Genomic DNA, 22908 nt, shown 5'->3' with positions numbered 1-22908 from the left:
TTCCGCCATGGCCGGCCCGCAGATCGACCCGTCCCTCTACCGTGCACGCGATGTCGTGCCCGTCCGCCGCGCGCTCGTCTCGGTGAGCGATAAGACCGGACTCCTCGAGCTCGGTCAGGCGCTCGCCGCCGCCGACGTCGAGATCGTCTCGACGGGCGGTTCGGCGGCGATGCTGCGCGACGCCGGCATCGCGGTGAAGGACGTGTCCGAGGTCACGGGCTTCCCCGAGTCGCTCGGCGGCCGCGTGAAGACGCTCCACCCCGGCGTGCACGCAGGGCTCCTGGCCGACCTCCGCCTCGAGGACCACGAGACGCAGCTGGGCGAACTCGGCATCCTGCCGTTCGAACTCGTCGTCGTGAACCTGTACCCGTTCGTCGAGACGGTGGCATCCGGCGCCCAGGGCGACGCGGTCGTCGAGCAGATCGACATCGGCGGTCCCGCCATGGTCCGCGCGTCGGCGAAGAACTTCGCCAACGTCGCCATCGCCGTCTCGCCCGAGTCGTACCCGGCGATCGTCGACGCGCTCGGCCAGGGCGGCACGACCCTCGTCCAGCGCCGCGAGCTCGCCGCCCGCGCGTTCGCCCACACGGCTGCGTACGACCGTGCCGTCGCGGCCTGGTTCGCCGAGGAGACGCTCGAGGGCGACGGCGATCTGCCGCAGCACCTGACGATCAAGGCCGAGCGCCTCGCGACGCTCCGCTACGGCGAGAACTCGCACCAGCGCGCAGCGATCTACACGCGCGTCGGAGGTCACGGCATCGCGCAGGCGACGCAGCTGCAGGGCAAGGAGATGTCCTACAACAACTACGTCGACGCGGATGCCGCACTCCGGGCCGCGTTCGACCTCGTCAAGCCGGCTGTCGCCATCATCAAGCACGCCAACCCGTGCGGCATCGCGATCGGTGCGCCCCAGGCGCTCGACGCGATCGCGTCGGCACACCTGCGTGCGCACGAGTGCGACCCCGTGTCGGCCTTCGGCGGCGTCATCGCGGCCAACCGGACCGTGACGCTCAAGATGGCCGAGAACCTCCGCGACATCTTCACCGAGGTGATCGTCGCGCCCGACTTCGAGCCCGAGGCGCTCGAGGTGTTCCGACTCAAGAAGAACCTGCGCGTCCTGCAGCTCCCCGCCGACTGGCGCCAGGAGCCCATGGACGTGCGCCTGGTCTCGGGCGGACTGCTGCTGCAGGATGCCGACCGGTTCCCCAACGAGATCGAATCGCTCGTGGATTCGTGGCAGCTCGTCTCGGGCGAGCGCCCCGCCGACAGCGAGCTCGAGAACCTCTCGTTCGCGTGGAAGAGCTGCCGCGCGGTCAAGTCCAACGCGATCGTCCTCGCGAAGAACTCGGCGACAGTCGGGATCGGCATGGGTCAGGTCAACCGCGTCGACTCGTGCCGTCTCGCGGTCGAGCGCGCCGGTGACCGCGCCGCCGGCTCGGTCGCGGCATCCGATGCGTTCTTCCCGTTCGCCGACGGACCGCAGGTGCTGCTGGATGCCGGGATCACGACGATCATCCAGCCGGGCGGATCCGTGCGCGACCAGGAGGTCATCGACGCCGCACACGCCGCGGGTGTGACGATGTACTTCACGGGCGAGCGTCACTTCTTCCACTGAGCCGTCGCGGATCGATCGCATGAGCACCCCCGGCGTCACCGGAGCCGACTGGCTTGCCGGTGGCGCCGGCATCGGTCACGAGAGCATGCTCGCGATCGGCGCCCGGATCGTGACGGCGGCCGAGACGCTGCTGGTTCCTCCCGCAGCGCCGCCCGTGAGCGACGTGCTGTGCGACGGCGTTCCCGTCCTCTCCCGCGGTGAGGCGTGGGTCGTCCCGCTGGCGTGGCGGCGACCGACGCTAGGGCCGGCGGGGGACGAGCACCGCCGCCGTGCCGGCGAGCTGTGGCGCGGCATCCGTGTCGACTGCGAGTTCCGCCACGGCAACGGGCTGTCGGTCGATCTCGAGAGCGCATCTCCGAACGCCTACGTCGCCGCGCTGCTCGCCCAGGGCGCCCGCCGCGCCGACTGGTGGGGCTCGGACCGGAAGGCGCTGGTCCTGGTGACCCAGGGGGAGCCCGTGACGGCGTCCGCGCTGCACGTCGTCCCGCTCGGATGGGTGTCGCAGGTATCGCCGTCGCGGCGGATCCGCGCCGTCGACCTGTCCTGGGAGCCGGCGTCGGGATGACCCAGCATTGGCGGAGAAGACCCCCGCGGTCAAGGGGGAGTTCTCCCTTCAACGCGCATTCCTCCAACCGTTAGTCTCGATGCCGGGGATTCGAGGAGGTTCGATCAGGTGATCTGGGAGATCGAGGATGGTCCGCGCGCCATCGAGGGGCTCGACGAACGCGGTCGCCCGCGTCCCGAGTACGCCGCGGGGCTGGGGCTCGTGCCCGCACCGATCGGACGACGCATCCTCGCGATGGTCATCGAGGCGATGTTCATCGGGCTGCTGCAGCTGCCCATGCTCCTCGTCGCGCTCCCCGCGATCATCGGCGCCGTGGGAACGGCGGACCCCGCCGACGCCATCTTCGGACGACCGGATGCCGTCTGGATCGTCGTCTCCTTCGTCGTCCCCTACGCGCTGACGACCGTCTTCCTCCTCGTGCAGCTGATCCTCCTCGGCCGTCGCGGCGTCACTCTCGGCAAGGCCTTCACGGGCCTCCGAGCCGTCAACGTCAAGACGCTCGAACGTCCTCGGTTCTGGCGCGGAGCGGTCGTGCGCTATCTGGTCCAGGTCGCGAGCCTCCTCGTCCCGGTGATCGGGGCACTGCTGGTCGTCGCGCTCTCTCCGCTCTTCGATCCCGACCGTCGGCGCCGAGGATGGCCCGACCTCGCGGCGCAGACCTACCTCGTCGACATCCGCAAAGGCCTGAACCCGTACGACGCGAAGCGGATGCGCATCGCTCGGAAGACCCTCGCCACCGACCTCCGGGACGAGAAGGCTTCGCTGCCCTCGCTCGCGACCCCCGTCAGCGGTCCGGCGACCGACGTCTACATCCCCGTCGCACGCAACCGCGGCGGCGTCCTCGGCGCGCCGAAGGAACGGGCTGGGGGCGGCGAGCGGCCCGCCGCCGAGGAGGGGCCCTTCGCGCCCATCCAGGAGTCGCCGTTCGCCGTGGACTCCGCCCCCGCAGCGGCGCAGCCGACGCGGGAACCGGTCGCGCTCGCGCGGCAGGCAGCGGAGCCGCCGGCACCGGTCGCGTCGCCCGGACCGGCCGTTTCGCCGGCACCGGAGCCCGCCTCGGCGCCGCAGCCCATCCCGCGACCCGAGCCGATCGAGGAATCCGCGACACCCTCGTCGTCGGTAGCTCCCGCAGAGACCCTGCTTCCCGGCGCGACCTCGTCGACGTGGTCCGCCCCGGACCTGATGCCCTCGGCTGATGCCGCACCGACGGCATCCCTCGTCCTCGATTCGGGTGAGCAGCTCGATGTTCCCGCCACGGGCGCGGTCCTCGGCCGCGCGCCGTCCGTCGCCGGAGCGGATGCCGGTGCGGCACCGCTCCCGGTGGCCGACTCGACCAAGTCCGTCTCGAAGACCCACGTCGCGCTCCGGTGGGTCGACGGCGCCCTCGTCGCCGTCGACCTCGGGTCGACGAACGGCAGCGGCGTCATCCGCGACGGAGCCGAGACCGAGCTCGACGCCGGCGTCCCCGCGACACTCCGCTCCGGCGACACCCTGCGATTCGGCGACCGGCACGCGTCGGTCCGCCTCACCTGATCTCCGGCCGATGAGGACCCCCCGATGAGACTGAAACTCACCCTGCAGCGTCGCGACTCCCGGACGATCGACGTCGTGGTCACGGCGGATACGACGGCGACCGTGCAGGACGTCGCCCGCCGGATCATCGAGACCGATCCGGCTCGGGAGAACATCGCCGGTCCCGACGACATCGTCACCCTGACCGTCGCGCCGCCGACGTCGAACGACCACGTCCTCCTCGACCCGGGCACCCTCATCAGCGATGCGGCAGTCGGGTCGGGCTTCATCGCCACCGTCGTCAACCTGGGGCCCGATCACGTCCCGAACCGCGGGGGCGGCGGTCCCGCCGCGGCCATCCTCCACATCGTCGGGGGCCCCCTCGCCGGGCGCGAGATCCCTCTGCCCAAGGGGCATTTCACGATCGGGCGCGCCGCGGGCGCCGACATCGTCCTCGACGAGCCGCTCGTCTCGAAGCGGCACGCCCGCATCGAGGTGGGCTCCGGCGGCGTCGAGCTCGTCGACCTCAACTCCGCCAACGGCATCGTGGTCGACGGCGGGCTCGTCCCGCGCCTGAACGTCATCCCCGGTCAGCGATTCACCCTCGGCGACTCGGACCTCGTCGTCCAGCTCGTGCCCGACTTCGCCCCGGTGGAGAAGGACCCCGTGCTCGAGCGCGGCGGCGCGCTGCTGTTCAACCGGAGCCCGCGCGTCGAGCCGCGCTACGTCGGTGAGGAGCTCCCCGAGCCGCGCATGCCGAAGGAGCCGATGTCGCGGCTGTTCCCCTGGCCCATGCTGGTGGCGCCGATCCTCCTCGGCGTCACGATGTACTTCGTCTTCAACCGTCCGCAGGCCCTGTTCATCGTCGCGATGACGCCGATGATGATGCTCGGCAACTTCATCTCGCAGCGCACGCAGATCGGTCAGCGTACCAAGAAGGAGGGGGAGGTCTTCGAGCGTGGGTTCGAGGAGCTCGAAGAGACCCTCTACCGCGAGCGGCCCCGTGAGCGCGAGGTGCGCAACGCCGAGGTCCCGCCCGTCGCGGTCGTGTTCGAAGAGGCCATGAAGCTCGGCGGGATGCTGTGGACCCGCCGACCCGAGCACTGGAACTTCCTCTCGGTCCGTCTCGGCAGCTGCGTGGCGCCGTCCCGAACCACGATCAAGCGCGCCGATGCACCCGAGGCCCTGCAGGAGTACGTCGAGCGCGTCGATCGCCTGCGCGATCGGTACCGCATGATCGACGACGTCCCCGTCCTCGAATCGCTGCAGAGCGTCGGCGTCATCGGCGTCGCCGGCCCTGATCGCGAAGCAGGAGACGCCCTGCGCGGCATCTGCACGCAGCTGTTCGGGCTGCACTCGCCGAACGAGCTCGTCGCCGTCGCGCTCACCGAGCCCGAGTGGGCGAAGCAGCTCGACTGGCTGACCTGGCTTCCTCACACGTCGAGTGAACGCAGCCCGTTCCGCGACATGCCGCTGTCCGATTCGGCGTCGACCGGCAACGCCCTGCTGTCGGGGCTGGAAGAACTCGTCATGCGTCGCTCCCGCGCCGCGAGCGCACCGCGGTTGCCGTACGACGACGACTGGGATCCGATGCGTTTCGGCACCGACGTCCGTCGCGCCGCCGAAGAGGCGACGTTCCCCGGCCAGACCGCTGTCCTCGTCATCGTCACGGCCGATGCTCCGGTCGACCGCGCGCGGCTCACCCAGGTGCTCGAGCGCGGCGCCGACGTCGGCGTCTACGGGCTCTTCGTCGCGCCCGTCGTCGAAGCACTGCCGGCCGTCTGCCGCAGCTTCGTCGACGTCTCCCGCGGGCTCGACGAGGCCCACGTCGGCGTCGTCCGCAGCGGTGAGGACTACACCCCGGCCAAGGTCGAGGGGGTCTCCAACGACCTGATGCGCGTGCTCGCGAAGCGTCTCGCACCCGTCGTGGACTCCAGCACCGTCATCGAGGACTCGTCGGACATCCCGAACTCGGTCATGTTCCTGTCCCTGGTCGGGAACGAGACCGCGGCCGACCCCGCGTTCGCGATCGAGCGGTGGCGCGAGAACAACACCATCATCGACCGATCCGGCGCGACGCTGCCCCGGCTGAAGAAGGCGGGCAACCTCCGCGCCATCGTCGGCCAGGGCGCCACGGACGCGATGACGCTCGACCTCCGCACGCAGGGCCCGCACGCCCTCGTGGGTGGAACGACCGGTGCCGGCAAGTCCGAGTTCCTGCAGGCGTGGGTCCTCGGGATGGCCGCGGCCCACAGCCCCGACCGGGTCACATTCCTCTTCGTCGACTACAAGGGCGGGTCGGCGTTCGCCGACTGCGTCGAGCTGCCGCACTGCGTCGGTCTCGTCACCGACCTCAGCCCCCACCTCGTCCGACGCGCGCTCACGAGCCTTCGGGCCGAGCTCCACTACCGCGAGCACCTCTTCAACCGGAAGAAGGCCAAGGACCTCCTCGAACTCGAGAAGCGTCGCGACCCCGACACCCCGCCTGCGCTCGTCCTCGTCATCGACGAGTTCGCCGCGCTCGCGGGCGAGGTTCCGGAGTTCGTCGACGGCGTCGTCGACATCGCCCAGCGCGGTCGCTCCCTCGGCATCCACCTCATCATGGCCACGCAGCGTCCTGCGGGTGTCATCAAAGACAACCTGCGCGCGAACACGAACCTCCGCGTGGCGCTCCGTATGGCCGACGAATCCGACTCGAAGGACGTCGTCGACGATCCGGTGGCGGCGAGCTTCCCGCCCTCGATCCCCGGTCGCGGTATCGCGAAGACGGGACCGGGACGCCTCATCCCGTTCCAGTCGGCGTACGCGGGCGGCTGGACGACCGATGAGGTCGTCGCCGCGGACGTGTCGGTCGCCGAGCTCCGGTTCGGTTCCATCCAGAAGTGGGAGTTGGAGGATGCCGGCGAGAGCGACTCCCACGACGTCGATCCCGGCCCCAACGACCAGAAGCGCATCGTCTCGACCCTCATCGCCGCCTCGAACCAGGCCGGTATCCCGGCGCCGCGCCGACCGTGGCTCGATGACCTGCCGACGAACGTCGACATCCGCGAGCTGGCGGGCGGCAGTCGCGGGGCGATCCTGCTCGGCAAGGCGGACATCCCGGAGCGCCAGCTCCAGGAGGCGGTCTACTTCGAGCCCGACCGCGACGGCTCGCTGCTCGTCTACGGCACCAGCGGATCCGGCAAGTCGACCGTGCTCCGCACCATCGCGATCTCGGCGGCCATGGGACGCCGGACGGAGAACGTCGAGGTCTACGGCCTCGACTTCGGTTCCGGTTCGCTGAAGAGCCTGGAAGCCCTCCCGCACGTCGGGTCGATCATCCCGGGCGACGACAGCGAGCGCGTCCAGCGCATCATGCGCTCGCTCGGCGCGGTCCTCGACGATCGCGGCAAGCGGTTCAGCGCCGCCAACGCCTCGAGCATCGCGGAGTACCGCGAGATCACGGGGCGCGACGAGGCGCGCATCGTGCTGCTGCTGGACGGTCTGCCCCAGTTCCGGGCGGAGTGGGAGTCGACGACGGCGCGGATGCCGTTCTACCAGGCGTTCATGCGGATCCTCGGCGAGGGCCGCCCGCTGGGCGTCCACGTCGTGGCCACCGCGGACCGGTCGGGTTCGGTGCCGACAGCCGTCAGCTCGAACGTGTCGCGTCGCGTCATCCTCCGTCTGTCGGATGCCAACGCGTACGCGCTGCTGAACGCCCCCAAGGACGTCCTCGACGAGCGGTCCGAACCGGGCCGGGCGATCGTCGACGGCATGGAGACCCAGATCGCCGTCCTCGGCGGGACGCCGAACGTCGCCGAGCAGACCAAGCTCCTCGACCAGCTCGCGCAGGAGCTGCGTGCGCGCGGTGCCCGCGAGGTTCCCGAGATCGGCGCGCTCCCGACGCGACTGGATGCCGCCGACCTCCCGGACCGCATCGGCGAGTTCCCTGCGCTCGGCGTCGCCGAGGACACCCTCGCGGCACGCGAGTTCGACCCGGTGGGCACCTTCATCGTCGCCGGGCCGCCGCAGGCGGGTAAGACGACGGCGCTGAAGTCGCTCATCCTCTCGATGACGCGGCTCGACCCCTCGATCAAGCTGTTCCACTTCGGCGGGCGGCGCGCGCAGCTCAAGGAGTTCGCCCCGTGGATGCGGACCGCGACGACTCCCGACGACGCGAAGGAGCTCGCGACGGAACTGGCGGAACTGGTCCTGGACGAGACGCTCGGCCAGCGGCTCATGATCGTCATCGAGGACGTCCCGCAGTTCGCGGACTCGCCGGCGGAACGCCCGCTGAAGGCGCTCTTCCAGGCGATCAACCGCAGCGACCATCTGCTCATCGGCGATGCCGACGTCAACCAGGTCACGAGCGGGTTCGGCCTCATCGGAGACTTCAAGGGCGGCAGGAAGGGCATCATCCTCAAGCCCGACGCCTTCGACGGCGACGCCGTCTTCAAGGTGCCGTTCCCGAAGATCAAGCGGGCCGACTTCCCGGCCGGGCGCGGCATGTTCGTGCAGGCGGGTCGCGCCGTCGTCGTGCAGATGCCGCTCGTGGAAGCGACGGCTCTTCCGGCGGTCGAACCGGTGAATTCGTGAGGCGGGCGGCGGCGGCCGTCGAGGTCGCCGCCGCCCGCTCCCACCTCAGCGTCGAAGGGCCTGACGCAGCGCTGACGGCTGAGGCGCCGCGAAGAAGGCTGCGGCGACGAACCCGTCGAACAGCGACAGCATGAGGTTCTCGATGTCTCCGAGCGGAGTGGCCAGGCGTACGACGAGAAGCTGCTTCGTCTCGGGCACGGGGATCCAGTAGTCCGCGCTCAGCCGGCGTGTCCCGTGCACGTCTTCGTCCGGCCCCGCGTCCTCCACGCGGTGCGTGCGCAGCGCCGGTACCCCTGGCCCGCTCACCTCGACCGACGAGGCGTGCGCCTCGGGATCGAGGCGGGCCAGCGCCTCTGTCAGGACACCGAGGACGGTCCGAGGTTCGGTGCCGACGGCCGGGCTCATCCGCAGATCGGAAGGCTCGAAGACCAGGAGGGTCACGGGCAGCGGTGTCCCCGGGGTGATCTCGTGAGCGAGCATCAGGGCGCGGATGTCTCCGGCCGCGCCTGCCGCAACGGCCTCGTGGAGCCGCCGGCGCACCATGGCTCGTTCGGTCGCGCGGTCGTCGGTCGGCCCGACGGCGTCGCGGGCGATCGCCGCGATCGACGCCGTCGTCGATGCTTCGGTCGAGAGATCGACCGAGAACCAGCGACCCGGGAGGCGGAAGCGCAGTTCGCTGCCGGTCATTCGGGAGCGGTCCACGCGCCGTACCGCGCCGACATGTCGAACAGGCTCACGCCGCCCTGGCCGGCATTCGTGAAGCCCATCGGTTCGAGGTCCGCCGCCGCGTCTCGCAGGTCCACAGGTTCCGGCTCGCCGTCGCCGGCGACGCCAGCGACGAGCGCGATCGCATTGGGCTCCCAGGGCAGAGCGCGCCAGATGGCCTGCGCTGCGGCATCCAATTCGTCAGCGGTGAACGGTTCCGCCGAGTCGACCATCAGCGTCGCACTGAAGCGTTGGCCGAGGCCATTGCGGGACTGGCTCAGGCCCTCCACGCCGACGATGCGGGGGACCGCCGCCGAGAGTGCGGGGGTCAGGTTTCCGTACTCCGCCACGGGAGCCTCCTCAGTGGTCGTCCCGGGTGCGGGTGGGGATGCCGTGATCGCGCATCCCGTCAGGCTGATGGCCAGAAGCGTCCCCAGCAGGGCCGCCGCTGCTGCGGGGGATCGGCGCCGCATCCGTCTCATCGGTCACTCGTTCCATCGGTAGTAGGACACATCGGTGTAGCCATCTTCGTTGAAGAAGCTCCCCAGCTCAGGGTGGGCGGCCTGGATGTCGGCGAGGTGATCCTGATACGTGGACGAATACTTCTCCGCGTTGTGGGCTCCTACGTCGACGCCGAGGATCGGATCGGGATTCGGCGGGTCCACGCGGATGCTGGTCCAGTTCGGTCCGTGCTCGGTGCCGAGATCCCCGGTGACGATGTCGAGGTTCGGCACGGGATCCCCGTTGTGCTGCACCGAGACGACGTCCACCGAATCGGGGATCGGCATGTGATCGATGGGAGCGCCCGATGCAACCACGGCCTGCCAGTTGTAGTCGGTGTTGTAGGCGGCGAGATGACCGGCCATGATGCCGCCCTGGCTGAAGCCGACGAGCATGACAGGATCGTCCGGGCCGATGCCCTCCTGCGCCATCGCCTCGAGGACCGCGCGCTCGTACTGCGTCTGCAGCGCAGGAGTCAGCATGAGGGCGAGGTTGCTGTCGAGATCGTTCACGGCGCCCTGGTCGCCGAACCGGGACAGCCATTCCTGCGTGCTCGGGAGGGTCACGGTGTACTGCCAGCCGTCGGGACCCAGGACCTTCGTGATCCGGATGACCGATTCCTCCTCACCGCCGAGCGTGTCGACCTCGGCCGTCCCGTCGAGGACGGTCTGCATCGTCGGGGGATCGGTCCGGTTCAGGGGGTCATCGGCATAGGGGTCCGTCGGCGTCACCGTCGGAGTGGGCTTGGTGACGTCCGAGAAGATGCTGACCAGCAGGAAGGCGGCCATGAGGCCGACGACCACGGCGGCGATGATCAGTCCGATTGTGCCGAAGATCGACCCGATCGCGAGGATGAGGAGGAAGACGAGCAGGACGCCGAGGATCGCGACGATCGTGGCGAGGATCCGCTTCAGGAGCGCCACGACGTCGGCCAGGAAATCGGTGATCCACTCGCCGATACCGGCGAGCCAATCCCCGATGTCCGCGAACACATCGCCGACCCGGTCCCAGAACCCCTCGTTGGTCGCGTCGATGGCGTCGTCGATGCGACGGATCGCCTCCTCGGCGGCATCCATCATGTCCTGTCGTGCCGCCTCGATCCGCGCTCGTGCACCGTCGACGGCGGACTGCGCCGTCTCCGCCGCTCGGCGAGCCCCGGGAAGCTGATCCGTCAGCGAGGGCGGCGGGTCATCGGCGGCATCGACGCGATCGGACAGGGACCTCACGGCGTTGTCCGCCCGTGTCTGCTCCTCGAGTGCGTCGTCGAGGTCGTCCTGAGCTCGTTCGGCCGCATCGTGAGCCGCCGTCAGGGCGACGGCGTACTCGGTGACCGCCGACGCCGTGCCGGAGTACCGGGGATGGATGCGCTCGAGGTCCGAGGCGATCTGTTCGTTCTGGTCGCGCAACGCCTGTACGGCCTGCCCCTGGTCGTCGTCGACGATGCCGCGCATCTCGTTCACGACGGTGAGGATCACCTCGGCCGACGCCGTCAGACGGGCGGCGCGCGTCGTCAGCAGGTCGGGATCGCCGGGAAGCACCGTCACGGCTGACCTCCGTCCTCTGCCATCGTGCGGTCGAGGTCACGGAACGTGTCGACGATCGCCTGCATGAAGTCCGCCTGGGAACGAAGGCCTTCGCGGAGGTCCTCGCGGGCGATGTCCCATTTCCCGCCGAAGTCCTCGATCTTGTCGGCGAGTCCGCCGTGCCCGGTGAGCGAGCCCAAGTCATCCGCGAAGGACTCCGCGTCGTCGAACGTTGTGGCGAGCCCGCGTGCGCTCGCGGCGGCCGACTCGAGTCGGTCGAGGTCCATCCTGACGTCGGTCATGCGTGGCGTCTCCATCCCCTGTGTGAACGCCAGACTATGGGCGCGGTCATTCCCGGGTCCATGGGTCGTTCTCCCCATCGGTCGACATGCATGTGGTGTTTGTCAAGTGGGGACCTCTCCCCATTGGTCAATCGGTTGGTGTTTGGTTGACTCTTGGTGTCGGCCCGGGGTGGGTCGGTTTCTTCGATGTGTGGAGGTGTGGACGATGGCCGATTTCGGTGCGTCTTATGCAGAGATGGAGCAGGTGGCGTCGTCGCTGTCGCAGGCTCGTGATGACATTCAGGGTCAGTTGGACTCGCTGAAGTCGCAGGTCGACACTCTTCTGGGTGAGGACTTCAAGACGCAGCACGCGTCGGGCAAGTTCGGTGAGGGTTACGGGGAGCTGACGACGGGTCTGAAGACCGCGACCGATGGCATCAACGACATGTCCGAGGCTCTGCTGGGCATGATGCGCGCGATCCAGGACCTCGACCAGCAGCTCGCCGGCGGCTGAGTTCAGAGCATCTCGATGGGGCGGGCGCAGATGCTCGCCCCATCGTCTCGCCATCAGATCGACCCATGGAGGGAGCACCGTGAGCGTCAAAGTCAGTTATGCAGAGCTCGGTGAGTTGCAGACGCAGCTCACCAGCATCATCGGCGAGTTCGAGAGTGCCGGCGCGCGGCGCCGTGATCTCGAAGGCGCGGTCGGTAGCCCGTATGGGAAGAACGATCTCAAAGATGTCGCCCACGACTTCGAGGGCCGCTGGGATGACCGGCGGAAGCGGCTCATGGAGAGCTGCAAAGCCGTCGCGGACCAGGTCAAGGGTCTGGTCGAGGGCTTCCAGGAATTCGATGTCGAAGCCGGCAGCCGCACCGAGGAGCGATGATGAGTGTCCTTCCCTATATGCCCTCAGAGACCCCGAAGGGCAACAACCTGATCGGTGAGCTCGACGGCGACCCCACGGAGGTCAAGACGCGGGGCCAGCAGATCGTCGACCTCGGAAATCAGATGGCGGACGCCTGGGCGCTCATCGAACGTCTCGTCGCAGACGGAGCGGAGATGGAGGGCAACGCCGTCGAGAAGCTGCGCGAGGTCAGCGGCGAGGTCAGCAGTGACCTCTCGCAAGCGGCGTCGCTCTACGCCGCCGTGGGACCGCACATTCAGACGTACGGAGGTGCGCTCGAGGACTCGAAGGCGACCATCGACCCCATCGTGAGCCGCCTGCGGAACCTGTGGGACGAGTACTACGAGCTGTCCCGTGACGCCGACACTGCGGCGGGGGCCGTACCTCGCAAGCCCGACGACGACGCGGACGCCGATGAGCAGTCGGCGTACAACGACGCGAACACGCACGCTCAGTCCGTGCAGGGGCAGGCCGACGCGAAGAAGGGCGAGTGGGATGCCGCCGCCGGTGAGTACGACGATGCGTGGGACACCTGGCACGATGCATTCACCACCGCGGCGGCGAACATTCGCGAGGGCGTCAGCGGGAAGATCGAGGATTCGACGTCCGATGACATCAGGGGCGCCCTCGAGTTCCTCTCGAACGTGCTCGCGGTGGCCGGAATCGTCCTCGCCGTCCTGGCGGTCGTCATCGGTGGCCCGATCATCGCAGCCCTCGCGGCCATCGTCGCGGTGGCGACGCTGGTCGTGGCGCTCACCCGGAAGCTGGCGTACAACGACGGAAGCTGGGTCGACGTCGCCTTCGGCGTCATCGGAGTCGTCCCCTTCCTGGGGCCCGCTGCCAAGGGCATCCGCGGCCTCACGCAGGCGGGAGGCGGCCAAGCACTCCTGACCTCGTTCGGCGACGATGCCGTGAGACTCTTCGGTGTCGGCCGGGGCGGTATGAGCAACTACCTCTCCGGTCTGAACGGCCTACGCGGTGCGACCTTCGTGGACCGCGCCGCCGACTTCTCGGCCGGGTTGCTGACAGGGCGGAACATCGCCGGGTGGGGGAGTATGGGCTCCGGTGCGGGTGCCGCCGTGGACACGATGGCGACCGTCTGGTCTGCTCAGCTCTCTCTGGTCGGTCAGATTCGCGATACCGCCAACGGAGCCTTCGCTGGCGCGTTCGACCCCGACCAGAATCCGTTCTCATGACTAAGGTTTCGTTTCATGCCCATGACAGACTGAGCCGATGAGCGATCTTCGCGCGGAATTGGTCGGTGCCGGAGGCGTGGCGATACCCCGCTATCGGATGCTGCTGCCCCCCGGCTGGCAGGGCTACGACGTTGACATGGAGACCGAACGCGAGTTGGTGGCGGCGGCGCGCGAACGGCTCGCAGGGGCGGGGAGACCCGACCTCGCCGGTCGTCTCGGGGCGCAGGTGGGCGACGCGCTTCGGTCGCTGCGGTCGCAGAACGCCTTCGCCTATGCCTTCGCAGGTGAGTCGTCACCGACGTGGGCCCTCGGCGCCGCGAGTCTGGTCGGCATCAAACGCGTCGCGAGCCCCGAGGTGCCCCTGGACGCCATCGTCGAGGATGCCATCCGCAACCGGGGCGCGGCCGCTCTCGGAGATGACCACCGGATCGTCCGCTGGACGGAGAGTAGTCCCGTCGTTCTCGACGGCGTCCGCGCCGTCTCGTTCCTCGTGCACTATCTGATCGCCATACCCGGGTCGCGGCGCACGCAGGCCGTGCAGTGGACGGCGACCGTCGCCCACGCCGAAGACCTCGCCGAGGACGATCCCGTGCTCCAGGCGTGGACGGCACTGTTCGATCACCACATCGCCACGTTCACCTGGAGTGTGCGCTGACATGGACATCACACTCACGTATCGGGACACCGACTGCATCCCGGTGTCCGACGTCGGGCTGGATCCCGCTACCTGGGCGCGCGAGCGCGCGCGCCGGTTCCGCACCGTTGCCGAGCTTGACGCCGCCGCCGGGGCGCGCGTCGCGGGAGCGCTCGAAGACATCGCCGTTCTCGACAGCACGGACCACCGCGCGTTCCTGTTGGTGAGCCCCGGGGCGCGAGTTCTGGCACCGTTCGTGATCTTCGCGTCCGACGGGCCGTTGCAACGGGCGGAACAGGCGGAGTTCCTCTGGAACGGCCGGGCGCTGCTTCCGGCTACGTCGTCGCTGGTCGAGACGGCCGAACTGGGCGACGGCTTCTCGGTGACCACCGCGGAGCGCCATGAGAACGGGGACTTCGGATTCCGCCGATGGCTCTTCCTCGGGACCACGCGATCGGTAGGAATGGTGCTCGGCCCGGTCGCTCCGTACGGACTCGTGGCGGTGGAGAAGATCGCCGAGGAGATGGTGAGCTCCGTTCGGGTCGCGGGCTACACCTCGGCGGCTGACCGCGAGCGCCTCGACGAGCTCGACGGCGCAGTGAGCCGTCTTGCGGAGAGCTGGCCCGCATGACGCGGCCCTCGGTTCATCAGCTCGTCGACGAGGCCGCGGCATGGGCCCCCGAGGACTGGTGGCGTCTCGAACTGCGATCCTTCCGCGAAGCGGCGGCGACCCAACGCGAACTCGCGCTCCTCGCACCCCGTGAGGTGGCGACCTCCGAGTACCGCTCCATCACCGCGGCGAGCTGTCTCCAGGGGCTCGCCTACATCGTGTCGTTCGCTGCGCCGGTGACGGCCGCTGCGGCGATGATCAGGTGGTCCCTCTCCGGCACGGCCTACGACTTCCCGCTGGGATTCGCCGGCATCCTGACTCTCATCGCCCTTATCGTGACGGTCTGGAGCGAGATCCAGGAGCGACGGCACCCCCGAGCCGCGTCGCGGTCCGCGGTGCGCACCATCGCGTTCCTTCACATCGTCCCAGGGCTCGTGACGATCGCGATCGCACTCGGGGCGGGGGAGAGGCAGATCATCGACGCGGGGTGGTGGTGGCTCGCCGTCGTCGGCGTGGACGTGCTCGTCTACGTCGTCCTCACCTTCCTCGCCTTGCGTCGGACCCGTGGGCCGCAGAATCCGCACGAGAACGTCCAGCAGAGCATCCGGGAGATTCCCGACGCCGTCGTGCGAGACATCCTTTCGGCTCGTGACGCGGCGATCGCCCGGTTGCTGGATCGCTCTCTGATCGACGCGGCTACCGCAGCGCGGGCCACCGCGACACGTGCCGGCGAGCTCGGCCTCACGATGGCGCCGGAGGTCGGTTCGGACTACTACCGACCTGCTGACGAGGAGCGCCACTGAAGGTCGCCGTGCGGAGTCAGGGACGGGTCGATTCGGTGGAACCTGTATGCGCTCGGCCCCGGATCGCGCCGTCGGAGGTCGACTCATGATCGTCCGCGAGGTGCTCCTGGTCGGGGAACGGAGCAGATCACAGCGATTCTCGCGCTTGCGGTACGCCGAGTGCCCGACGTCGACCGCGCAGGGTGGTCGACTCAGGTCTGCGGTGTCGCGAACAAGAGATCCTCGCCCGCGATGCGGCATCCGTCAGCCACATCGTCCAAGCTCAGGCTGAACGTCTCGGCCCATTCGCCTACGTCGCCTGGGCAGCGTACTGCGGGCACGTGGACGCACCAGAGCTCGAGGAGATGATCCGGCGCGGATGACGCAGCGGCGGACTCTCCGAAGACCGCCGTATTTCGGTGCAGGGTGTTCTGGGTTCGAACGGTGTTTGTCAAGTGGGGACCTCTCCCCATTGGTCAATCGGTTGGTGTTTGGTTGACTCTTGGTGTCGGCCCGGGGTGGGTCGGTTTCTTCGATGTGTGGAGGTGTGGACGATGGCCGATTTCGGTGCGTCTTATGCAGAGATGGAGCAGGTGGCGTCGTCGCTGTCGCAGGCTCGTGATGACATTCAGGGTCAGTTGGACTCGCTGAAGTCGCAGGTCGACACTCTTCTGGGTGAGGACTTCAAGACGCAGCACGCGTCGGGCAAGTTCGGTGAGGGTTACGGGGAGCTGACGACGGGTCTGAAGACCGCGACCGATGGCATCAACGACATGTCCGAGGCTCTGCTGGGCATGATGCGCGCGATCCAGGACCTCGACCAGCAGCTCGCCGGCGGCTGAACCGTCTTCATCGCAACGAGTGGGCATCGCTTCGGTGCCCACTCGTTGTCGTTGTCATCGGGGATCGACCGGGGGCGTGACGAGTCGGACGGCTGAGTTTCGCGGTACGTGCTACGCGCGCGCCGTACGGGAGTGGGAGCCCCTCGACTGGTGGAGGCTCGAGGCTCGCGCACTCCACCACCTGCCGAGTGTTCGTCGCTCGCTCGCCGCCTTCGCCCCGCCTGGCGCCTGGAGGGACCTCTCGAAGGACGCGGCGCCGGCGTGGGGATGCCTCTAGACCTTGTCGCACATCGCCAGCTTCATCTTCCCGGTGATCGCCTGCCTCATGGTCGTCGCGTGGGTCCTCGACCCGGACGGGACCGCTCACCTCGCTGTGCCCGGCATCCTGGCGGCCGTTGCGGCGCTCGTCGGTGGATACGGCCTCGTGACGGAGAACCGCGAATCGCTCGGAACCGACCCCGGCATCCACCGGCTTCTCGGTGTCCTGCACCTTCTTCCCTCCGCCGTCGCGACCTTCGTCGGCACTCTCGCCATCGCCGGGGGTGCCACTTCCGGGGCGTTCGGCCTCGCAGGGTTCATCGCGGACTGATCGTCGGCATCCTCCATTCGCTCTCTTCGGAGGCCCCGCGGACAGCGGCACCGATCGCCGGCGTCGCGATCTGGAGAGGTCGCAGAAGGCGGTGGCGGGGATGACGCCTGGTGAGCGGGCGCAGGTCTCCACCGACCTGCAGGCGGCGTCGGTCTGTTGGGCGCTTCGATGGCACCTCGAAACGGCGGATCAACACCGTAGTCCGGTCGTGTTTGTCAAGTGGGGACCTCTCCCCATTGGTCAATCGGTTGGTGTTTGGTTGACTCTTGGTGTCGGCCCGGGGTGGGTCGGTTTCTTCGATGTGTGGAGGTGTGGACGATGGCCGATTTCGGTGCGTCTTATGCAGAGATGGAGCAGGTGGCGTCGTCGCTGTCGCAGGCTCGTGATGACATTCAGGGTCAGTTGGACTCGCTGAAGTCGCAGGTCGACACTCTTCTGGGTGAGGACTTCAAGACGCAGCACGCGTCGGGCAAGTTCGGTGAGGGTTACGGGGAGCTGACGACGGGTCTGAAGACCGCGACCGATGGCATCAACGACATGTCCGAGGCTCTGCTGGGCATGATGCGCGCGATCCAGGACCTCGACCAGCAGCTCGCCGGCGGCTGAACCTGATCTTGTGCGGGGGGCAGCCTTCGGGTCGCCCCCGCACACGATTGCGACGGTTGGGATCTGGCAGTACCTCACGAGAAAGGCGTATCGGATGGACATCATGCTCGACCTTGAGCAACTCAGGCAGGCGAGGCAAGGTCTCTCAGCGTCCATCTCTGAGTTCGACGCGGCGGCCAACGCCAATGACGACCTCGAGGGAGCGATCCAGCGTCCCGACGGGCGCGGCGATCTGCTGAACCAGGTGATCGACTTCGAGGTCGCCTGGCGCGACAAGCGCGGCAAGCTCACGGAGAATCTCACCAACATCAAGGACCAGCTCACGTCGATCATCGACGGCTGGGAAGAGTGGGATACCAGTACCGCGAGCGAGCTCGAAGGATCGACCACGACGCAGAACGTCAACGCGCCGGGAGCTGCACGATGAGATCCCCCAATACGGGCCACGAGCTCCGCCCGCTCGAGGGAACTCCTGTCGACATCTCCACCCGGGCGACTCATCTGAAGACCCTCGCGACCACCATGGAGACGACAGCCGATCAATTGAAGAACATCGGTGACTCCTCGGTGCATAAGAGCAAGGGCACCGACAAGCTCGCCGAGATGGCGAAGGAGACGCACGGCGATCTGGCGGATGCGGCGGTCCGGTACCGCGGTACCGGTTCGGCGTTGGCTACCTACGCCGATGCCCTGCAGACCGCTCAGTCGTGGTTGCGATCCAACCTCGACGATGTCGAGACCGCGGAACGCGAGTTCCAGTCGGCCGTCTCGGCCAAAGCCGAGGCTGATCAGGCGGAGATGCACGCGACGAACCTCGCATCGGGTTCCGATGACGATTCGCTCTCCCAGGCGCAGACGCAGGCGGAGTCGGAGGCCAACAGCGCCGCGTCGGCGCTGACCGCGGCCACAACGCGTCGCAACGAGATGTGGACGTCTTTCGACGACATGTTCGGAACCTGGTCGGATGCCTACGATGACGCTGTCGACGGCATTGAGAACGCGATCGACACCGCCGGGAACAACGACGGGTTCTGGGAGTTCGTCGACGATCTGCTGGACGTCATCGCCATCGTCCTCGTCGTCCTCAGCATCATTGCTCTCGTCATCGGCGCGCCCCTGACCGGACTCCTGGGCATGGTCATCTTCGCGCTTGCGGCGGCGTCTTTCCTCCTCACTGCTCTGCAGTTCGCCTTCGGGCGGGCAAGCCTCAGCGACCTCGCGTGGAGCGCGGTGGGGCTCCTGCCCTTCGGAGTGGGCAAGCTGCTGGCGCGGGGCGTCCCCACGCTCGGAACCGTCGTCCAGGGTGGGCGCGGAGCCGTGACGACGGCCATCCGCGCCGGTTTGCCCCGCTTCTCCTTGCTGCGTCCCACGACGTGGGCGACGCCCGCTCAGTCGCTCTTCGCTCCGGTGCGCTCGTGGCTGGCTCTGCCGTCGCCGAGCATGTTGACGAATCCGCTCACGGCCATTCGTCTGGGCAGTGCGGAGACCGCCCAGGTGTCGACGTTCCTGAACACGATGCGCAACAGTCCGTGGGCGACGAATCCGGGGGTGCAGCAGTTCATCTCCTCGACGGTCTCCTCCCTGCCCGGGGGGCTCCGCCAGGGCGCGAACATCATCTCCTTCGGAGGTTTCAGTACCGTCGACATCCTCGGACTCGCCGATGCGCAACCGGAGATCCCTGGTCTCCGAGACATCCGCGTAGGCTGACGCCGTGCCACAGCCGACCGCTTCCGCGCGCAACGCGCACTCCGCGACCCGAACGCTCTATGTGGTGATCACCGTGATCCCACCGATCGCGCTGGTGGTCTACCTCATCGGGTCGCTTCTGCTGTCGGGCGGTCAGGTGAGCGCATCGATGGACACCAAGTGGGACCCCGTCATCCCGTACCCGCTCTTCCCCGTGCCGACGGCAATCCTGGTCGGCCTCGCCGTGATCTCCGCGGTGCTCGCCCTGATCGTCGCTGTCAGCGCGCGAGCCGGCGACGAGCTCGGGCAACGGGGTCTGCTCGGTCCGACGGCGGCGGCCATGGTCAGTGCCTTCGGTTTCTCACTCCTCGTCCCCGATGGGGGGACCCGGTCGGGTGACACCGTTTTCGGCCAGCAGTGGGTGGCAGCAGTCGTCTACACCGCCGCACTCGTCCTGCTGCTCGTCGGTGTGGCTGCGTCGACAGCGAAGAGTCGTCGTCGCCGAGGCGCAGACGCATGACCCAGTTGTCGGGGTTTCACATCATGCTCCCGCCCGGGTGGTCCCGCTACCGCGTGGATGATGAAGGACGAAAGCAGTTCACGTCGCGACTCGCCGCGCGCATGAAGGAGGTCGCCAACCCCGAGCTCGACGTCAGGATGAGGATGCTGGCCGCCGGACGGTGGAAGGAGCTCGAGCAGTCGGGGACCCACAGCATCTATCTCGCGGATCGGCAGGTCGATGGCCTTGCCCACTTGCCGATCTCGCTTGCCGTCCGTCAGCATGTCGCGCCGGCCGGGGTCATTTTCGCGGACGGCGTCCAGGCGCTGACGCGTGCGCCCGTCGATTCCATCGACTCCGCCATCGGCCCCATCCTTCGCTGGCAAGGCGAGAAGGGCGGCGAAGGGGACACCGCCGGGATCACCACGCGGACAATCGGCTACGGCTTCGCCGTGCCCGATGCGGATGGGCGACGAGGCCTCGTCTTCACCGCCGCCGTCCCCTATCCGGACGGCGCGGATCCCGCGCTCATCGACGGCGCGACCGAACTCGTGGACTCGATCATGGAGACGTTCAGATGGCGGTGACCTCCGGATACGCGCTGTCGCTGCCGGCGACCTGGATTCCGATTCCGACGGGCTTCCCGTGGCAGTCGTTCGATGACCCGACTGCGTGGGCGACCGAAGTGGCCGACAGCCTTCTCGAAGGGCTCGACGCACCGCAGGAGGTGCGTTCGGGTGTGCGCGAGGCGGCGGAAGCCCTGCAGACCATGCCCTCCCCGCTGCCGGGGGCGCTCGAGAGGTTCTGGCGAGTCGAAGGGATAGGCGGGCCGACAGTCGTGGCCCACCTGTACGTCACGGAATCCGACGTCGACTCGGCCGAGGGCCTGATGGACATGGTGCGAGCGGGCATCGGGGGTCGTGTGCAGACCTGGCGAGTATGGACCGACACCGCCTTCGAACACGCCATCGAAGCAGTGATCGTCGCTGAGATCGACGGCGCCACCGTCGCTTCCGTGCGACAGATCGGCGTGCGGGCCGGGCTGGTCTACCTGCTCGACTTCCTGACGGAGGATCCCCTCCTCCTCGAGGCCGTGCAGTCGGAGCTGCAGGACATCTTCCGCTCGATTCATTTCGCCACCGGAGTCTGACGACGTCGTCTGCCATGTCCGATTCCCGCGAGATCATGTCGGGGGGACGTGCCAGGCTGAGGTCATGACGATCGCGATGACCTTCGACGAGCGGTACCGTGCGATCGACGCGCGCGACGCTCGCTTCGACGGCCAATTCGTCACTGCGGTGCACTCGACCGGCATCTACTGTCGACCGAGCTGCCCGGCGCGGACGCCGAAGGCAGCCAACGTCAGCTTCTTCCCGACGAGTGCCGCCGCGCACGAAGCGGGCTTCCGGGCATGCAAGCGGTGCCTCCCCGAAGCGACGCCCGGCTCTCCGCAGTGGAATCTGCGAGGCGACGTCGCGGGGCGAGCGATGCGCCTCATCGCGGACGGTGTGGTCGACCGCGACGGCGTCCCCGGGTTGGCCGAACGGCTCGGGTACTCGGACCGGCACCTCACCCGTCTGCTGACCGCGGAGCTCGGCGCCGGGCCCCTCGCCCTCGCGCGCGCCCACCGCGCGCACACGGCGCGCACTCTCCTCGTCGACACCGACCTGTCGATGCCCGATGTCGCCTTCGCGGCAGGGTTCGGCAGCATCCGTCAGTTCAACGACACGATGACGGAGGTCTTCGCCCTGTCGCCGACCGAGCTGCGCGCGCGTCGCCGCGGCGGCACGTTGGCGACGCCGGGCCGCATCGACCTCGTCCTCCCGGTCCGAGAACCGTTCGACGCAGTGGGGCTCTTCGGGTGGATGCGGGCGCACGCGATCCCGGGCGTCGAAACCGGCGATGCGGCATCCTTCGCGCGCACGATCCGCCTCGACGGCGGTCCCGCCTGGTTCGAGGTGAGACAGGATGCCGCCGGCCGGCTCCGCCTGCGCGCCGAGCTGACCTCGCTCCGCGACCTCGCCCCGCTCATCTCCCGGGTGCGTCGCCTGTTCGATCTCGACGCGGATCCGGCGGCGATCGACGCGGGGCTGTCGCGGCATCCCGAACTGGGGCCCCTCGTCGCCCGCATCCCGGGTGTGAGGCTGCCTGCGGCCATGGACGCCGACGAGATGCTCATCCGGGCGATGATCGGGCAGCAGATCAGCGTCGCATCGGCGCGCACCGTCATGGGCCGGCTGGCCGCCGCGCTCGGGGACCCCGTCGACTCGCCTTCGGGGCCGTCGTTCCTGTTCCCGACGCCCACCGTCATCGCCGAACGCGGCGCCGAGGTGTTGCGCGGCCCCGGGGCTCGCATCCGCGCCATCGTCCACGCGGCGGGGGCGCTCGCCGAGGGGTCGCTCCGGCTGAGTCCGGGGGACGACACCCTCGAACAGCGCGAGCGGCTGCTGGCGCTTCCCGGTATCGGCCCCTGGACGGCCGACTACGTGCGGATGCGGGTCCTCGGCGACCCGGACGTCCTGCTTCCGGGCGACGTGGCCGCCCGGGCGGGAGCGGCGGCGGTCGGCATCCCGTCCGACGCCACCGGACTCACCGCGTGGTCGACCCGGGTCGCACCCTGGCGCAGTTACCTGATGGCGCACCTCTGGTACGCCGCGCCCGTCACGCAGGCATGGCGTGCGGTGCCCCCTGAACCCTCACTCCGGAAGGACGACCGATGAGCGCGATCCTGCAGACCCTCGACACCCCCGACGGCGCCTTCACCGTCCTCGAAGAAGACGGTCGCGTCCTCGCCTCAGGGTGGACGGCGGATGCCGACGCGATCCTCGGACGCTTGCGTCCGGGTCGCGTGCCCGCCGACGTGACGACCGGTCGAGTCGGCTCCGCGGACGCCGTCGCCGCCTACTACGACGGCGACCTCGCGGCGATCGACGACGTGCCCGTCAGCCAACACGGCACGGCGATGCAACTCGCGGGATGGAGCGCGCTGCGCGGGATCCCGGCGGGCCGTCCCCTCACGTACGCCGAGTTCGCGGCCCATCTCGGGTCGCCGACCGCCGTCCGGGCCGCGGCATCCATCTGCGCCCGCAACGCCCCTGCGCTGTTCGTCCCCTGCCATCGCGTGCTGCGCACCGGGGGAGCCCTCGGCGGATTCGCCTGGGGCCTCGACGTCAAGATGCGACTGCTGGAGCGCGAAGCCGTCATCTGACCCGGTTTTTTCGAGTAAGCGCTTGCTTACAGCGAAATCACAGGGATATCCTGGAGGGCTCCCGCACGATGCGG

24 protein-coding genes are annotated in these 22908 nt (G+C 68.7%); 20 read left to right on the top strand and 4 right to left on the bottom strand.

The window, feature by feature from the left end; genetic code table 11:
- Positions 1 to 7 precede the first annotated feature (7 nt).
- The 4 genes from purH to QE428_RS02195 all read left to right on the top strand — a co-directional run bounded on the left by purH (position 8) and on the right by QE428_RS02195 (position 8267).
- Positions 8 to 1615, top strand: a complete 1608-nt coding sequence (gene purH / locus QE428_RS02210; RefSeq protein WP_307462589.1) for a bifunctional phosphoribosylaminoimidazolecarboxamide formyltransferase/IMP cyclohydrolase — start codon at positions 8 to 10, stop codon at positions 1613 to 1615.
- A gap of 19 nt (positions 1616 to 1634) precedes the next feature.
- Positions 1635 to 2180 carry a hypothetical protein gene (locus QE428_RS02205; RefSeq protein ID WP_307462587.1) on the top strand — a complete coding sequence of 182 codons (546 nt, stop codon included), beginning with the start codon at positions 1635 to 1637 and terminating at the stop codon, positions 2178 to 2180.
- A gap of 108 nt (positions 2181 to 2288) precedes the next feature.
- A complete protein-coding gene (locus QE428_RS02200; protein ID WP_307462585.1) occupies positions 2289 to 3713 on the top strand; it encodes an RDD family protein in 1425 nt (474 codons plus the stop codon).
- Positions 3714 to 3737: 24 nt separating this feature from the next.
- Positions 3738 to 8267: an FtsK/SpoIIIE domain-containing protein gene (locus QE428_RS02195; protein ID WP_307462583.1), complete on the top strand. Its 4530-nt coding sequence runs from the start codon at positions 3738 to 3740 to the stop codon at positions 8265 to 8267.
- A gap of 45 nt (positions 8268 to 8312) precedes the next feature.
- Here the strand turns inward: QE428_RS02195 and QE428_RS02190 are convergent, their stop codons facing one another.
- The 4 genes from QE428_RS02190 to QE428_RS02175 are packed head-to-tail and all read right to left on the bottom strand — an operon-like array spanning position 8313 to position 11298.
- Complete coding sequence (locus tag QE428_RS02190) at positions 8313 to 8954, bottom strand: hypothetical protein (RefSeq protein WP_307462581.1); 642 nt, start codon at positions 8952 to 8954, stop codon at positions 8313 to 8315.
- On the bottom strand, positions 8951 to 9445 hold the full coding sequence (locus QE428_RS02185) for a hypothetical protein (protein ID WP_133400310.1): 495 nt from the start codon (positions 9443 to 9445) through the stop codon (positions 8951 to 8953). The genes QE428_RS02190 and QE428_RS02185 overlap by 4 nt, the downstream gene beginning before the upstream one ends.
- Before the next feature lie 12 nt (positions 9446 to 9457).
- Positions 9458 to 11017, bottom strand: coding sequence for a hypothetical protein (locus QE428_RS02180; protein WP_133400309.1), 1560 nt, complete (start codon positions 11015 to 11017; stop codon positions 9458 to 9460).
- Positions 11014 to 11298 carry a hypothetical protein gene (locus QE428_RS02175; protein WP_091356354.1) on the bottom strand — a complete coding sequence of 95 codons (285 nt, stop codon included), beginning with the start codon at positions 11296 to 11298 and terminating at the stop codon, positions 11014 to 11016. The genes QE428_RS02180 and QE428_RS02175 overlap by 4 nt, the downstream gene beginning before the upstream one ends.
- 205 nt (positions 11299 to 11503) lie before the next feature.
- Between QE428_RS02175 and QE428_RS02170 the strand changes: the two genes are divergently transcribed.
- The 16 genes from QE428_RS02170 to QE428_RS02095 all read left to right on the top strand — a co-directional run bounded on the left by QE428_RS02170 (position 11504) and on the right by QE428_RS02095 (position 22834).
- Positions 11504 to 11791 (top strand): WXG100 family type VII secretion target, encoded by a 288-nt coding sequence (locus QE428_RS02170; RefSeq protein ID WP_083199385.1) that lies wholly within the window; start codon positions 11504 to 11506, stop codon positions 11789 to 11791.
- Positions 11792 to 11870: 79 nt separating this feature from the next.
- A complete protein-coding gene (locus tag QE428_RS02165; protein WP_307462577.1) occupies positions 11871 to 12164 on the top strand; it encodes a hypothetical protein in 294 nt (97 codons plus the stop codon).
- Positions 12165 to 12181: 17 nt separating this feature from the next.
- Complete coding sequence (locus QE428_RS02160; protein WP_307462575.1) at positions 12182 to 13378, top strand: hypothetical protein; 1197 nt, start codon at positions 12182 to 12184, stop codon at positions 13376 to 13378.
- A 37-nt stretch (positions 13379 to 13415) separates the two neighbouring features.
- On the top strand, positions 13416 to 14033 hold the full coding sequence (locus tag QE428_RS02155) for a hypothetical protein (RefSeq protein WP_307462573.1): 618 nt from the start codon (positions 13416 to 13418) through the stop codon (positions 14031 to 14033).
- Between the two features lies 1 nt (position 14034).
- Complete coding sequence (locus QE428_RS02150; protein WP_091356343.1) at positions 14035 to 14643, top strand: hypothetical protein; 609 nt, start codon at positions 14035 to 14037, stop codon at positions 14641 to 14643.
- Positions 14640 to 15425, top strand: a complete 786-nt coding sequence (locus QE428_RS02145) for a hypothetical protein (protein WP_133400306.1) — start codon at positions 14640 to 14642, stop codon at positions 15423 to 15425. Before QE428_RS02150 ends, QE428_RS02145 begins: the two co-directional genes overlap by 4 nt.
- A 533-nt stretch (positions 15426 to 15958) precedes the next feature.
- Positions 15959 to 16246, top strand: coding sequence for a WXG100 family type VII secretion target (locus QE428_RS02140; RefSeq protein WP_083199385.1), 288 nt, complete (start codon positions 15959 to 15961; stop codon positions 16244 to 16246).
- A 280-nt stretch (positions 16247 to 16526) separates the two neighbouring features.
- A complete protein-coding gene (locus QE428_RS02135; protein ID WP_307462570.1) occupies positions 16527 to 16835 on the top strand; it encodes a hypothetical protein in 309 nt (102 codons plus the stop codon).
- 318 nt (positions 16836 to 17153) lie between these two features.
- A complete protein-coding gene (locus QE428_RS02130) occupies positions 17154 to 17441 on the top strand; it encodes a WXG100 family type VII secretion target (protein WP_083199385.1) in 288 nt (95 codons plus the stop codon).
- A 94-nt stretch (positions 17442 to 17535) separates the two neighbouring features.
- A complete protein-coding gene (locus tag QE428_RS02125; protein WP_091356334.1) occupies positions 17536 to 17868 on the top strand; it encodes a hypothetical protein in 333 nt (110 codons plus the stop codon).
- Entirely contained in the window at positions 17865 to 19148 is a 1284-nt protein-coding gene (locus QE428_RS02120) for a putative T7SS-secreted protein (protein WP_091356331.1), read from the top strand. The genes QE428_RS02125 and QE428_RS02120 overlap by 4 nt, the downstream gene beginning before the upstream one ends.
- A 4-nt stretch (positions 19149 to 19152) precedes the next feature.
- Positions 19153 to 19647: a hypothetical protein gene (locus QE428_RS02115; protein WP_307462566.1), complete on the top strand. Its 495-nt coding sequence runs from the start codon at positions 19153 to 19155 to the stop codon at positions 19645 to 19647.
- Positions 19648 to 19790: 143 nt separating this feature from the next.
- Positions 19791 to 20213, top strand: a complete 423-nt coding sequence (locus QE428_RS02110; RefSeq protein ID WP_133400302.1) for a hypothetical protein — start codon at positions 19791 to 19793, stop codon at positions 20211 to 20213.
- Entirely contained in the window at positions 20204 to 20776 is a 573-nt protein-coding gene (locus QE428_RS02105; protein WP_133400301.1) for a hypothetical protein, read from the top strand. The genes QE428_RS02110 and QE428_RS02105 overlap by 10 nt, the downstream gene beginning before the upstream one ends.
- 64 nt (positions 20777 to 20840) lie before the next feature.
- A complete protein-coding gene (locus QE428_RS02100; RefSeq protein WP_307462563.1) occupies positions 20841 to 22346 on the top strand; it encodes a DNA-3-methyladenine glycosylase 2 family protein in 1506 nt (501 codons plus the stop codon).
- The gene (locus QE428_RS02095; protein ID WP_307462561.1) at positions 22343 to 22834 is read left to right on the top strand and encodes a methylated-DNA--[protein]-cysteine S-methyltransferase; all 492 of its coding nucleotides are present in this window, start codon (positions 22343 to 22345) and stop codon (positions 22832 to 22834) included. Before QE428_RS02100 ends, QE428_RS02095 begins: the two co-directional genes overlap by 4 nt.
- The last annotated feature ends 74 nt before the right edge of the window (positions 22835 to 22908 follow it).

The sequence above is a fragment of the Microbacterium sp. SORGH_AS_0505 genome (genome assembly GCF_030818715.1).
Classification (GTDB): domain Bacteria; phylum Actinomycetota; class Actinomycetes; order Actinomycetales; family Microbacteriaceae; genus Microbacterium.
This window is presented reverse-complemented; position numbering and strand designations above follow the sequence as displayed.

What these genes read in the sequence shown, in the direction of transcription:
- QE428_RS02110 (WP_133400302.1), top strand. Translation starts at nt 19,791, where the DNA reads ATGCTGGCCGCCGGACGGTGGAAGGAGCTCGAGCAGTCGGGGACCCAC.
- QE428_RS02195 (WP_307462583.1), top strand. Translation starts at nt 3,738, where the DNA reads ATGAGACTGAAACTCACCCTGCAGCGTCGCGACTCCCGGACGATCGAC.
- QE428_RS02185 (WP_133400310.1), bottom strand. Translation starts at nt 9,445, where the DNA reads ATGCGGCGCCGATCCCCCGCAGCAGCGGCGGCCCTGCTGGGGACGCTT.
- QE428_RS02155 (WP_307462573.1), top strand. Translation starts at nt 13,416, where the DNA reads ATGAGCGATCTTCGCGCGGAATTGGTCGGTGCCGGAGGCGTGGCGATA.
- QE428_RS02160 (WP_307462575.1), top strand. Translation starts at nt 12,182, where the DNA reads ATGCCCTCAGAGACCCCGAAGGGCAACAACCTGATCGGTGAGCTCGAC.
- QE428_RS02190 (WP_307462581.1), bottom strand. Translation starts at nt 8,954, where the DNA reads ATGACCGGCAGCGAACTGCGCTTCCGCCTCCCGGGTCGCTGGTTCTCG.
- QE428_RS02140 (WP_083199385.1), top strand. Translation starts at nt 15,959, where the DNA reads ATGGCCGATTTCGGTGCGTCTTATGCAGAGATGGAGCAGGTGGCGTCG.
- QE428_RS02100 (WP_307462563.1), top strand. Translation starts at nt 20,841, where the DNA reads ATGACGATCGCGATGACCTTCGACGAGCGGTACCGTGCGATCGACGCG.
- QE428_RS02095 (WP_307462561.1), top strand. Translation starts at nt 22,343, where the DNA reads ATGAGCGCGATCCTGCAGACCCTCGACACCCCCGACGGCGCCTTCACC.
- QE428_RS02105 (WP_133400301.1), top strand. Translation starts at nt 20,204, where the DNA reads ATGGCGGTGACCTCCGGATACGCGCTGTCGCTGCCGGCGACCTGGATT.
- QE428_RS02125 (WP_091356334.1), top strand. Translation starts at nt 17,536, where the DNA reads ATGGACATCATGCTCGACCTTGAGCAACTCAGGCAGGCGAGGCAAGGT.
- QE428_RS02170 (WP_083199385.1), top strand. Translation starts at nt 11,504, where the DNA reads ATGGCCGATTTCGGTGCGTCTTATGCAGAGATGGAGCAGGTGGCGTCG.
- purH (WP_307462589.1), top strand. Translation starts at nt 8, where the DNA reads ATGGCCGGCCCGCAGATCGACCCGTCCCTCTACCGTGCACGCGATGTC.
- QE428_RS02130 (WP_083199385.1), top strand. Translation starts at nt 17,154, where the DNA reads ATGGCCGATTTCGGTGCGTCTTATGCAGAGATGGAGCAGGTGGCGTCG.
- QE428_RS02145 (WP_133400306.1), top strand. Translation starts at nt 14,640, where the DNA reads ATGACGCGGCCCTCGGTTCATCAGCTCGTCGACGAGGCCGCGGCATGG.
- QE428_RS02150 (WP_091356343.1), top strand. Translation starts at nt 14,035, where the DNA reads ATGGACATCACACTCACGTATCGGGACACCGACTGCATCCCGGTGTCC.
- QE428_RS02205 (WP_307462587.1), top strand. Translation starts at nt 1,635, where the DNA reads ATGAGCACCCCCGGCGTCACCGGAGCCGACTGGCTTGCCGGTGGCGCC.
- QE428_RS02175 (WP_091356354.1), bottom strand. Translation starts at nt 11,298, where the DNA reads ATGACCGACGTCAGGATGGACCTCGACCGACTCGAGTCGGCCGCCGCG.
- QE428_RS02120 (WP_091356331.1), top strand. Translation starts at nt 17,865, where the DNA reads ATGAGATCCCCCAATACGGGCCACGAGCTCCGCCCGCTCGAGGGAACT.